Consider the following 11535-nt stretch of genomic DNA (forward strand, 5'->3'; position numbering starts at 1 on the left):
GAGGATTCGATGCGCGACAACAGCTATGACCGGACGATTGAGCGCAATTACCTTCAGAAATGGCGGTTTCTGATCCCGGAGTATGAGGCGGTGAAGGCTGGCCGATCGGGCACATTTCGCCGGGTCGGCGATTTTTACCGTCATCACGGGACGTGCTCGCAGACCTTCCGGAAATATTACAACCGATATCTACGGAGCGGCGCGGAGGCTGACCTACTGCCGCAGCGCCGCGGGCCGAAGTGGCGCGAGCGGCGCGAACCGGAAGGTATCGAGGCCGAGATCGTCGCCTGCCGCCACCGTGGCATGAACCGTTACGAGATCCATGCCGCCTTGCGCGAGCGGCGCGATACGCTACCTTCGCCATCGACCATCTATCGGGTCCTGAAACGCTATCAGCTGAACCGCCGCACCCCGGCGATGCGTGAGGAGAAGCGCCGCATTATCAAGGACAAGCTCGGCGAATTGGGCCATGTCGATCTGCATCAGCTACCGCGTGACATGTTCCTCGCGCCACCCTCAAGCTCGGCCTACATTGTAAGCTTGCTCGATAGCTGCTCGCGGCTGGCCTGGGCCGAGGTCATCACCTCGAAGAAGGCGCTGCCGGTCATGTTCAGGACGCTGAAGATGATCAACACGCTCAACGTCACTTACGGACTGGTCTTCGCTGAAATCCTGTCCGACAACGGCTCCGAATTCGCCTCCCGCAATCACCCTGAAGAGCACCCCTTCGAGGCCATGCTGCTCGAACTCGGCATCAAGCACCGTTACACAAGACCCTACCGGCCGCAGACCAACGGCAAGGTCGAGCGCTTCTGGCGCACCCTGGACGACGACGTCATCGACGGCGCGACCTTCGACAACCTAGATCACTTCGCCAACGAGCTCTTCGAGTATCTGATCTACTACAACAACCACAGACCTCATCAGGCCCTTGGCGGACAGACCCCGAAAGACTTCGCTTCGACCAAAACTCAAGCCACTCAATCAGCGAATTAGTGAACTCGCACAATTGCGAGCGAAGCGAAGCAATCCATTCTTTCTTAGCGCGTTATGGATTGCTTCGCTTGGCTCGCAATGACGGGTCAAAAAAATGCCGGCGATCGCTCGCCGGCATTTTTGCTTGATTGCAGTCTGTAGAAGTCAACTCTTCTTCACCAGCGGGCAGACGCTCTTCTCGAGCGGGATGAAAGCTTCCTCGGCCGGGATGGTGGCGACGAGCTTGTAGTAGTCCCACGGATACTTCGACTCTTCGGGCTTCTTCACCTCGAAAAGATAGGCCGGATGGATCTTGCGGCCGTCGGCGCGGATCGAACCCTTGCCGAACAAGGGATCGTCGGTCGGCAGTTCCTTCATCTTGGCGACCACGGCGCGGCCGTCATGCGGATTGCCGCCGAGCGCTTCCAGCGCCTTGAAGTAATGGATCAGCGAGGAATAGACGCCGGCCTGGACCATGGTCGGGGGCTGCTTCTTGAACTTCTCGTTGAAGCGCTTGGTGAAGGCGCGGGTCTGGTCGTTCAGATCCCAGTAGAAGGTCTCGGTGAAGTTCAGGCCCTGGGACACCTTCAAGCCGAGCGAATGCACGTCGGTGATGAACAGCAGCATGCCCGCGAGCTTCTGCCCGCCGGCCACGATGCCGAATTCCGCCGCCTGCTTGATCGCGTTGGTGGTGTCGCCGCCGGCATTGGCAAGGCCGATGATCTTGGCCTTCGAGCTCTGCGCCTGCAGCAGGAACGAGGAGAAGTCGGCATTGTTGAGCGGATGCTTGACGCCGCCGATCACCTTGCCGCCATTGGCGGTGACGACCGCGGCGGTATCGCGCTCCAGTGCATGACCGAACGCATAGTCTGCGGTCAGGAAGAACCAGGTGTCGCCGCCGGATTTCACCAGCGCCTTGCCGGTGCCGTTGGCGAGCATCCAGGTGTCGTAGACCCAGTGCACGGTGTTGGGCGAACACTGCGCGCCGGTGAGGTCGGACGAGGCCGAGCCGGAGTTGAGGTTGACGACGTTCTTTTCCTTGGCAAGGTTGGCAATGGCGAGGCCGACGCCGGAGCTCGCGAGATCGACGAACACGTCGACCTTCTCGACATCGATCCACTGCTTGCCGATATTGGTACCGACATCAGGCTTGTTCTGGTGATCGGCCGAGATCAGTTCGATCTTCCAGCCCTTGGCCAGTAGCCCGGAATCCTCGATCGCCATCTGGGCGGCGACGGACGAGCCGGGGCCGCCGATGTCCTGGTAGAGACCCGACTGGTCTCCCAGGCTTCCGACCTTGACGACCTTGTCCATGGTTTGCGCAAGCGCACTGCCTGATAACACCAGGCTCGTGGTCATGATCAAGGCTGCGATAGATCGCTTCATTTCCCCTCCAAGGATATTTTGGGTATTTCGCTGAATTGCTGAAATTTAAGGGGGCATTATGCCCGCCATTCGGCCTGCCGCCTAGCCGTTGCGACCAATTGCCCGGCGGGACGGATATTCCGCCGCATGGCGAATTTGCCAGCAGCAGCTCAAGAACGTTCAGGAATGAAGCAATTTCGGCAGGCTATCGCCAGTAATAGCGTATGCCGACATACACCACGGCGAGGCAGGCGAAGATCAGCGCCACCGGCAGTTGCGGCTTGGACGCCGGCCCGGAGGCAGCAGGCTTCGGCTTGGCCGGCGGCCGGCGGAAGGCGGTGACGTTGCCGGCTGCCGGATCGCTCGAACGCGGCGGGATTTCGGGTGGGGCGCCGGTACCGCCCATCTCGGCGTAGTAGCTCCTGTACATGAGCTGGATGGTGGCCTCGGAAGCGTCCGCATCCGTCATCTTGCCGAGCATTTGCTTGTAGCTGACCAGGAAGTTCTGTGCCTCGGCGGGCAAGGCGGAAGCGCCGTTGAGCTTGGCCAGCATTTTCCAGGTCGCAAAGTCTGCCCTCGCACGGGTGTCCGCGCGTCGTGCGATCAACATGTCGGCAGCTTTTATCGCCATGGCCCCGAGCCGATTCTTTCCCGTATGGTCGTTTTCTATCTCCGGTTTAGGCGTTGCCGGTGAGGAAGAGAAGCGCGCCGATCACATAGCCGGTCAGTGTCCGCAGTATCGCCGAAATAACATCAAGATTTAGGCCGAGCTGCGTCCCCACCATCGGAAGCAGGATCAACAGGCCGATCAGGATGAGCATGCCATAGGGTTCCAGCCGGGACAGCGGGGTGGCCAAGAACCGTGGCAGCAGCCCGACTGCCACCCGTCCGCCGTCCAGCGGCGGGATCGGCAGCATGTTGAAGATCGCCAGCACGATATTGATCAGGAACGCGTTTTTGAGGTTGTCCGCAGTCCATTTCGCGGCCTCGGCGGGAACGAAGGGCAGGGCGTGGAATGCAAACGCCGCTATTAGCGCCAGGATGATGTTGGTGACGGGGCCGGCGAGCGCCACCCAGACCATGTCGAGCCGGGGATGGTTCAGGTTGCGGAAATTCACCGGAACCGGCTTGGCATAGCCGAACAGGAACGGCGAATGCGACAGCAGCAGAATGCCCGGCAGGATCAGGGTACCGAAGGGATCGATGTGTTTCAGCGGGTTGAAGCTGACCCGCCCAAGCTGCCAGGCGGTGTTGTCGCCGAGGCGGTGGGCGACGAAGCCGTGGGCGGCCTCGTGGAAGGTAATGGCAATGATGAGCGGGAGCACCCAGACCGAGACGTCATATAAGGAGATGTTCAATCTGATGGCCCCGGTTGGCGTTGCAAGGGTATTAGCCTAGCACGTCGCTATCACCGGGGAACCGTCTCCTGATATTGCCGCAAGCCGTCGTCGATCCGCACCCAAGCGATCTTTTCGGAGACCCAGATGTGTTCGGTCGGCGCAAAGGCGTTGCGGTCGTCGAAGGTGGCGAGCGCGACGCCGACCGCGGTGCCGTTGCTGCGTCTCGAAAACAGCCTGGTGCCGCAGGCCTTGCAGAACACCCGCTCCAGCGTCGCTGACGACGGATAGAACGCGGTCTCGCCCTCAATCGTCAGCGCGCGAGGCTCAAACAGCGCACGGGCGTAGAACGGCGAGCCCATTGCCTTTTGGCAAGTGCGGCAGTGGCAGATGCGGACGTTGAGCGGCTCGCCCACGGCCTTGAACCGGACCGCGCCGCACAGGCATCCGCCTTCTCTGGTCATGGCCATTTCAGTAAGTCGCGCGGCCGCCGGAGATGTCGAACACCGCGCCGGTCGAGAAGGCGCACTCCTCCGACGCCAGCCACGCCACCATCGCCGCGAGTTCTTCCACCAGCACGAAGCGCGCCTTCGGGATCTTCGACAGCATGAAGTCGATATGGGTTTGCGTCATCTGGTCGAAGATCGCGGTCTTCGCCGCCGCTGGGGTCACCGCGTTGACGAGGATGTCGTACCGCGCGAGTTCCTTGCCGAGCGATTTGGTCAGCGCGATCACGCCGGCCTTGGAGGCCGAATAGTGCGCGGCGTTGGGGTTGCCTTCCTTGCCGGCGATCGAGGCGATGTTGACGATGCGGCCGTAGTTCTGCTTGAGCATCGCCGGCACCACCGCCTTGCAGCAGATGAACGGGCCGTCGAGGTTGATGCTCATCACCTTGCGCCATTCCGCAAGGTCGGTTTCCCACACGGTCTTGTTGATGCCGGCAATACCGGCATTGTTGACGAGGATGTCGATCTTGCCGAATGCCTTCAGCGTTGCGTCGGTTGTCTGCTGAACCGCGGCGAGGTCGGAGACGTCGACCTTGAAGGCGGTGACATTGGGGCCGATTTCCTTTGCGGTCTTTTCCGCGAAAGGCAGGTCGTGGTCCCAGATCGCGACCTTGGCGCCGGAGGCAACGAAGCGCTCGGCGATGGCGCGTCCAAAACCTTGCGCGCCGCCGGTGACGACGGCGCAGCGGCCGTTCAGATCGATCTTGTTCATGTGGGATCCTTTCGGTTGAAGATCCTCATGGTGAGGAGCGCTCTTGCGCGTCTCGAACCATGAGGCCCGTGTCCATCCTTCGAGACGCCGCGCAGGCGCGGCTCCTCAGGATGAGGGGTGAGTTACAGCGTCCAGCCGCCGTCGATGATGTGCGCGACACCGGTCGTGAACGCGCTTTCGTTGCTGGCGAGATAGACGGCGAGCATCGCGATTTCCTCGGCGGTGCCGAGCCGGCCCATCGGCTGCCGCGCGATGAACATCTCGCGGCCGCTGGGGCCCGCGGCGGCGGCACGGTCCAGCATCGAGGGCGTCTCGATGGTGCCGGGGCAGATGCAGTTGCAGCGCACGCCCTTGGTGATGAAGTCGGCAGCGACCGCGCGGGTCAGCGCCGCGACCGCGGCCTTGGTGGCGCCGTAGACGTAGCGGTTCGGCGCCGCCTTGAACACGCCGGCCGCAGAGGAAATGTTGACGATCGCGCCGCCGCCATTTTCCAGCATGCCCGGCAGGAACGAGCGGATCGTGCGGTGCATCGACTTGACGTTGAGGTCGAACGAAAAATCCCAGTCCTCGTCGGAGCATTCAAGCACGGTGCCGTGGTGCACGAAGCCGGCCGCGTTGAGCAGGATATCGGTCTTGCCGGCGCGCTTGGCCATCGCGGCCACCGCCGCACTGTCGCGAGCATCGAGTTTTGCGACCTCGGCAATGCCTTCGCTCTTCAGTGCAGCCAGTTTACTCTCATCGATGTCGGTGGCGAATACGGTGGCGCCCTCGCGCGCAAACGCCACCGCGCAGGCGCGGCCAATTCCAACGGCGGCAGCGGTGACGAAGGCACGCTTGCCCTTCAGACGGTCAGACATGGTTTTCTCCTTGTTTTTCATTCGTCATTGCGAGGCGTGTCCGCCGTAGCTGGAAGAGCGAAGGCGGAAGCGGCGATTGCTTCGCTCGCAATGACGGCGGTTGCTTAGTGATTATCTCTCGCGACACCGACCGTGCCGGCGATGTCGTGATAGCGCGTGGCCAGCTCCATGCAGGCGCCGGTGGACTGCTGGCCGACGGTGGAGCGATAGAGTTCCTGCCACGGCGTCTGGTTGGCCGGGTAGGGGAAGCCGCCCTTCGCCTTCAGATCGGCGTGGCGTTTTTTGACCTCCGCATCCGGGATCAGGATATTAGCGGTGCCCTTGTTGAGGTCGATGCGAACCTTGTCGCCGGTCTTGAGGATCGCCAGCCCGCCGTCGGCGGCAGCCTCCGGCGAGGCGTTGAGGATCGAGGGCGAACCCGAGGTGCCGGACTGCCGGCCGTCGCCGATGCAGGGCAGCGAGAGGATGCCGCGTTTGATCAGCGCGGTCGGCGGCTGCATGTTGACCACCTCGGCGCCGCCGGGATAGCCGATCGGCCCGGTGCCGCGGACGAACAGGATGCAATGCTCGTCGATATCAAGCGCGGGATCGTCGATTCGGTGGTGATAATCCTCCGGCCCCTCGAACACGATGGCGCGGCCCTCGAATGCGTTCGGATCCTTTGGGTTCACAAGGTAGCGGTCGCGGAATTCCTTGGAGATCACGCTGGTCTTCATGATCGCGGAATCAAACAGATTGCCGCGCAGGACGAGGAAGCCGGCGTCCTTTACCAGCGGCTTGTCGTAGCTCCAGATCACGTCGCCGTCGGGCTTGGGCGCCTCGCGGCAGTTGTCACCCATGGTACGCCCGTTGACCGTGACGGCGTCTTCGTGGATCAGTTTGTGCGCCATCAATTCGCGCACCACCGCCGGTACACCGCCGGCGCGGTGATATTCCTCGCCGAGATAGAATCCGGCCGGCTGCATGTTCACCAGCAGCGGAATCTCGTGGCCGTGTTTCTGCCAGTCGTCGATCGAGAGTTCGACGCCGATATGCCGCGCCAGCGCGTTGATATGGATCGGCGCGTTGGTCGAACCGCCGATCGCCGAATTGACGACGATGCAGTTTTCGAACGCCTTGCGGGTCAGGATGTCGGAAGGCTTCAGGTCCTCCCAGACCATGTCGACGATGCGCATGCCGGTCTCGTAGGCGATCTGGCCGCGCTCGCGATAGGGCGCGGGGATCGCCGCGCATCCCGGCAGCGACATCCCGAGCGCCTCCGCAAGCGAGTTCATTGTCGAGGCGGTGCCCATGGTGTTGCAGTGGCCGACCGACGGGGCGGAGGAGGCGACGATGTCGATAAACTGGTTGTAGTCGATCTCGCCGGCGGCGAGCCGTTCGCGGGCCTTCCAGACCACGGTGCCGGAACCGGTGCGCTCGCCGTTGAACCAGCCATTCAGCATCGGTCCGCCCGAGAGCACGATCGCCGGCATGTTGACGGTTGCCGCCGCCATCAGGCAGGCCGGCGTCGTCTTGTCGCAGCCGGTCGTCAGCACCACGCCATCGAGGGGATAGCCGAACAGGATTTCGACCAGGCCGAGGTAAGCGAGGTTGCGGTCGAGTGCCGCGGTCGGGCGCTTGCCGGTCTCCTGGATCGGGTGGGTCGGGAATTCCATCGCGATGCCGCCGGCGGCACGGATGCCCTCGCGCACCCGGTGCGCCAGCTCCAGATGGTGGCGATTGCACGGCGACAGGTCGTTGCCGGTCTGCGCGATGCCGATGATGGGCTTGCCGGACTGCAATTCCTCGCGGGTCAGGCCGTAATTGAGGTAGCGCTCGAGATAGAGCGCGGTCATTCCCGGGTTATGCGGATTGTTGAACCACTCCAGCGAGCGAAGTTTTCGGCCTTTGCCGTTAGTCTTGTTGTCGGTTTTTTTCATTGGTTCCTCCCGCACTGCAAACTGAAGAGAGCTCAGAATTTGGCGGCGGGCCGCACCTTGCCCAGAATTTCGACCGCTGCAAATGCAAGCCCGCCGCAATCTTAGTTCGACACAAAAGATAGCGCTACCATTTTCTGATCATCATCGGCCAGACGCCGTGTCCTGCGGCGATCAAGTGTCCTGCACGATCGAACTTTCGCGCACCATGAGTTGAAAACCGAGGTCGAGGACCGGGACCTCGGGGCGCCGTCCCTCGATCGCGTCGATCACCATGGTGACGGCGTGCCGGCCCATTTCATACCGGTTGGTACGCACGCTGGTCAGCGACGGGACGGCGGAGGCCATGAATTCGAGGTCGTTGAAGCCGACAATCGCCAGATCGCGCGGAACCGAGATCCGGCGGCGCTGGCATTCGAACAGCACCCCGAGCGCCAGGTCGTCGTTGACGCAGAAGACCGCGTCGATGTCAGGCGATTGCGCGACGAGGTCAGCGAATAGCGTGCTGCCAAGCGTGACCGTGGTCGGTACGGAGGTGGTGACGATCAGGTTGGGGTCGAAGAGCGAGGCCGCCTTCATGGCATCACGATACCCTTCGAACCGCCGCTGTACGCGCGGGTCCATTCGCGCGCCGAGAAATCCGATCCGCCGGCGGCCTTGCGCGAGAATATGTGAAATCGCCGCAGAACTTGCGTCATAATGCGAAAAGCCGACCATCATGTCGACCGGAGCGTCGCCGATTTCCATGATCTGCGTGACCGGGCAATTCATCGACTCCAGGATCGCGCGGGAATCCGCGGTCTGGTTGATGCCGGTCACGATCAACCCCGCCGGCTTCTGGGCGCGAAACAGCCGCAGCAGCTTCTCTTCCTGCAGGATGCTGTAGCGGGTGTTGGCGAGCTGAATGCTGTAGCGGCTTCCTTCCAGGGAATCATAGATGCCGCGCAGGACGTCGGCGAACACGTTGTTGGTGAGCGAGGGGATGACGACGCCGATCACTTCGGTGCGGTGCGAGGCCAGCGCGCGTGCCGCAAGATTGGGCACGTAACCCAGTTCCTTCACCGCACTATCGACGCGCTCGCGCTTGCTCAACGACAGCGCTTCGGGGTTCCTGAAAAACCGGGATGCCGTGATCGGACTGACGCCAGCGAGCTTGGCGACCTCGGTGAGGCGTATTTTGCCGGACTTTGTCGTTTTTCGTCCCATGCAGCGCTCTTATCACAATGCATTAGACGTTTGAACAATTATTGACAGCGCTACCATCGGATTGCTAAAAACGCCCAAACTGCAGATGATAGCGCCCGTTGAATTCGACCGGGCGTTAGCGTCGAAAAAGACAGCATGGCGTCGCCTTCCGGTGTATGCGCCAGAAAACACAAAATGAGGGGAGAGAATTCCGATGTCGTCGGTACAGATTCGCGACGTGCGAAAGTCGTTCGGCAATTTTGAAGTATTGCACGGCGTGTCGATTCCGATCGAGGACGGCGAGTTCGTCGTGCTGGTCGGCCCCTCCGGCTGCGGCAAGTCGACCTTGCTGCGGATGCTCGCAGGTCTGGAAAACATCACCTCGGGCACGATTTCGATCGGCGAACGCGTCGTCAACAATGTCCAGCCCAAAGAGCGCGACATTGCGATGGTGTTCCAGAACTACGCGCTCTATCCGCACATGACCGTCGCCGACAATATGGGCTTTTCGCTCAAGCTGCGCGGCGCCAGTAACGACGAAATCTCCAAGGGCGTCAGCCGCGCCGCGGAAATCCTGGCGCTGACGCCGCTGCTCGAGCGCTATCCCCGGCAATTGTCGGGCGGCCAGCGCCAGCGCGTCGCCATGGGCCGCGCCATCGTGCGCGATCCGCAGGTGTTCCTGTTCGACGAGCCGTTGTCCAACCTCGACGCCAAGCTGCGCGTCGCGATGCGCACCGAGATCAAGGAACTGCACCAGCGGCTACGGACCACGACGGTCTACGTCACCCACGACCAGATCGAGGCCATGACCATGGCCGACAAGATCGTGGTGATGCATGACGGTATCGTCGAGCAGATGGGCACGCCGCTTGAGCTTTACGACACCCCCGCCAACCAGTTCGTCGCGGGCTTTATCGGTTCGCCGGCGATGAACTTTCTTAAGGGCAAGGTGAAGGTCAACGGCAGTGCCTTCTTCGAAGGTCCGAACGGCGTCAAGCTGCCATTGGCCTCCGCGCCCGCCAATTCCGACGGCCAGGCGGCCGTCTATGGCGTGCGGCCCGAACATTTCACCATTGCCGATGACGGCGCCGAAGCCGAGATCGTCGTGGTCGAGCCGACCGGTTCGGAAACCCAGGTTTTCGCCAAGCTCGGCGGCGAGCAGGTGGTGGCCGTGTTCCGCGAGCGGCATCAATTCAGTCCGGGCGACAAGGTTCGCCTCAAGCCGGATCCGTCGCTCGTGCATCTGTTCGACGAGGCCACCGGCAAGCGATTGAATGGCTGAGTGATAATCAAAAAATAATTCAACGGGAGGATGGACCATGAATGACTTTACTCGCCGCTCTCTGCTTCAGGGCGGCACCGCGCTGGCGGCCGCCGGCGCGCTGACCGGGCCGGCACTGCTCGAATTCGCCAAGGCCTGGGCGCAGACCGCGCCGTGGAAAGCGGAGCCGGGCGCCAAGCTGACGGTGATGCGCTGGAAGCGCTTCGTGCCGGCGGAAGACGAAGCGTTCAACGCGATGGTGGCGGCATTCCAGACCGCGACTGGCACCCAGATGAACGTGTTCAGTGAGTCCTTCGAGGACGTGCAGCCGAAGGCTTCCGTTGCCGCCAACACCGGATCGGGCATCGATATGGCGTGGGGACTGCACACGCTGCCGCAGTTGTTCCCGACCAAAGTGCTGAAGATGAACGACGTTGCCGATTACCTCGGCAAGAAATACGGCGGATGGACCGAGGCTGCTGCCAAGACCTGCAAGCTTGGCAACGACTGGCTCGGTATCCCCGTCGCCACCATCGGCGGCTACATGACCTACCGCAAGTCGGCGCTGGACAAGGCCGGCTTCAAGGAATTCCCCAAGGACTTCCCGGGCTTCCTTGCGATGTGCAAGGCGCTGAAGGCCAACAACACCCCGGCGGGCTTCGCCCTCGGTCACGCTACGGGCGACGCCAACGGCTGGCTGCACTGGATCCTGTGGGGCCACAACGCCTGGACCGTCGACAAGGACGACAAAGTCATCATCAACTCGCCGGAAACGGCGAAGGCGCTGGAATACTGCAAGCAGCTCTCGGATAGCTTCATTCCCGGCGTAGCCTCCTGGAACGACGGCTCGAACAACAAGGCGTTCCTGGCCGGCGAACTCTATTGCACCGCCAACGGCATCTCGATCTATGTCGCCGAAAAAGACGATCCGAAGATGAAGGATCTCGCCGAGGACACCTACCACGCGCTGTATCCGGTTGGCCCGATCGGCAAGCCGACCGAACTGCAGCTTGCGGTTCCGATTCTCGCCTTCAACTTCACCAAATATCCGAATGCGGCGAAGGCGTTTACCGCCTTCATGCTGGAGAAGGACAACTTCGAGAAGTGGCTGTCGGGTGCGCGGGGCTATCTGACCCACACGCTCAACGCCTACGACTCGGCTCCGGTGTGGACCGCCGATCCGAAGAACCAGGTGTTCAGCCAGGCCAGCAAGCGCGCGCTGCCGGCTTCCGGCATCGGCACGCCCGGCGAAAAGGCGGCGACCGCAATCGCCGACTTCATCGTGGTCGACATGTTTGCCAACTACTGCACCGGCGCCAAGGATACCAAGACCGCCATGGCAGAAGCCGAGCGGCAGTTGAAGCGCATCTATCGCTGATCGTACTGGAGCGGGCGAAAGTCGATCTTCGCCCGCTCCAACG

General features: G+C 62.0%; 11 protein-coding genes. 3 read left to right on the forward strand and 8 right to left on the reverse strand.

All coding sequences use genetic code 11. From position 1 onward, the window contains the following. Window positions 1–9: 9 nt before the first annotated feature. A complete protein-coding gene (locus FFI89_RS13915; protein WP_138837395.1) occupies window positions 10–996 on the forward strand; it encodes an integrase core domain-containing protein in 987 nt (328 codons plus the stop codon). Window positions 997–1140: 144 nt separating this feature from the next. On the opposite strand, the gene FFI89_RS13920 is transcribed toward FFI89_RS13915, so the two are convergent. The 8 genes from FFI89_RS13920 to FFI89_RS13955 form a co-directional block, all read right to left on the reverse strand. Then, window positions 1141–2361: an ABC transporter substrate-binding protein gene (locus FFI89_RS13920; protein ID WP_138837397.1), complete on the reverse strand. Its 1221-nt coding sequence runs from the start codon at window positions 2359–2361 to the stop codon at window positions 1141–1143. A 184-nt stretch (window positions 2362–2545) separates the two neighbouring features. Beyond that, window positions 2546–2950 carry a hypothetical protein gene (locus FFI89_RS13925; RefSeq protein ID WP_138839260.1) on the reverse strand — a complete coding sequence of 135 codons (405 nt, stop codon included), beginning with the start codon at window positions 2948–2950 and terminating at the stop codon, window positions 2546–2548. Window positions 2951–3017: 67 nt separating this feature from the next. Further along, window positions 3018–3698 (reverse strand): site-2 protease family protein, encoded by a 681-nt coding sequence (locus tag FFI89_RS13930; protein ID WP_138837399.1) that lies wholly within the window; start codon window positions 3696–3698, stop codon window positions 3018–3020. A gap of 50 nt (window positions 3699–3748) precedes the next feature. After that, complete coding sequence (locus FFI89_RS13935) at window positions 3749–4141, reverse strand: GFA family protein (RefSeq protein WP_138837401.1); 393 nt, start codon at window positions 4139–4141, stop codon at window positions 3749–3751. A 7-nt stretch (window positions 4142–4148) separates the two neighbouring features. Next, the gene (locus FFI89_RS13940; RefSeq protein WP_138837404.1) at window positions 4149–4895 is read right to left on the reverse strand and encodes an SDR family NAD(P)-dependent oxidoreductase; all 747 of its coding nucleotides are present in this window, start codon (window positions 4893–4895) and stop codon (window positions 4149–4151) included. A gap of 122 nt (window positions 4896–5017) precedes the next feature. Continuing rightward, window positions 5018–5752: an SDR family oxidoreductase gene (locus tag FFI89_RS13945; protein WP_138837406.1), complete on the reverse strand. Its 735-nt coding sequence runs from the start codon at window positions 5750–5752 to the stop codon at window positions 5018–5020. Between the two features lie 104 nt (window positions 5753–5856). Continuing rightward, window positions 5857–7671, reverse strand: coding sequence for an IlvD/Edd family dehydratase (locus FFI89_RS13950; RefSeq protein WP_138837408.1), 1815 nt, complete (start codon window positions 7669–7671; stop codon window positions 5857–5859). Window positions 7672–7842: 171 nt separating this feature from the next. Further along, window positions 7843–8874, reverse strand: a complete 1032-nt coding sequence (locus tag FFI89_RS13955; protein ID WP_138837410.1) for a LacI family DNA-binding transcriptional regulator — start codon at window positions 8872–8874, stop codon at window positions 7843–7845. 193 nt (window positions 8875–9067) lie between these two features. Here FFI89_RS13955 and FFI89_RS13960 point away from each other — a divergent pair, with 193 nt between their 5' ends. Further along, a complete protein-coding gene (locus FFI89_RS13960; RefSeq protein ID WP_138837412.1) occupies window positions 9068–10135 on the forward strand; it encodes an ABC transporter ATP-binding protein in 1068 nt (355 codons plus the stop codon). Window positions 10136–10172: 37 nt separating this feature from the next. Next, on the forward strand, window positions 10173–11492 hold the full coding sequence (locus FFI89_RS13965) for an ABC transporter substrate-binding protein (RefSeq protein WP_138837414.1): 1320 nt from the start codon (window positions 10173–10175) through the stop codon (window positions 11490–11492). Window positions 11493–11535 lie beyond the last annotated feature (43 nt).

Origin of the sequence: Bradyrhizobium sp. KBS0727 (assembly GCF_005937885.2) — a bacterium.
Classification (GTDB): Bacteria; Pseudomonadota; Alphaproteobacteria; order Rhizobiales; family Xanthobacteraceae; genus Bradyrhizobium.

What these genes read in the sequence shown, in the direction of transcription:
- FFI89_RS13915 (WP_138837395.1), top strand. Translation starts at nt 10, where the DNA reads ATGCGCGACAACAGCTATGACCGGACGATTGAGCGCAATTACCTTCAG.
- FFI89_RS13945 (WP_138837406.1), bottom strand. Translation starts at nt 5,752, where the DNA reads ATGTCTGACCGTCTGAAGGGCAAGCGTGCCTTCGTCACCGCTGCCGCC.
- FFI89_RS13935 (WP_138837401.1), bottom strand. Translation starts at nt 4,141, where the DNA reads ATGACCAGAGAAGGCGGATGCCTGTGCGGCGCGGTCCGGTTCAAGGCC.
- FFI89_RS13950 (WP_138837408.1), bottom strand. Translation starts at nt 7,671, where the DNA reads ATGAAAAAAACCGACAACAAGACTAACGGCAAAGGCCGAAAACTTCGC.
- FFI89_RS13955 (WP_138837410.1), bottom strand. Translation starts at nt 8,874, where the DNA reads ATGGGACGAAAAACGACAAAGTCCGGCAAAATACGCCTCACCGAGGTC.
- FFI89_RS13920 (WP_138837397.1), bottom strand. Translation starts at nt 2,361, where the DNA reads ATGAAGCGATCTATCGCAGCCTTGATCATGACCACGAGCCTGGTGTTA.
- FFI89_RS13960 (WP_138837412.1), top strand. Translation starts at nt 9,068, where the DNA reads ATGTCGTCGGTACAGATTCGCGACGTGCGAAAGTCGTTCGGCAATTTT.
- FFI89_RS13925 (WP_138839260.1), bottom strand. Translation starts at nt 2,950, where the DNA reads ATGTTGATCGCACGACGCGCGGACACCCGTGCGAGGGCAGACTTTGCG.
- FFI89_RS13940 (WP_138837404.1), bottom strand. Translation starts at nt 4,895, where the DNA reads ATGAACAAGATCGATCTGAACGGCCGCTGCGCCGTCGTCACCGGCGGC.
- FFI89_RS13965 (WP_138837414.1), top strand. Translation starts at nt 10,173, where the DNA reads ATGAATGACTTTACTCGCCGCTCTCTGCTTCAGGGCGGCACCGCGCTG.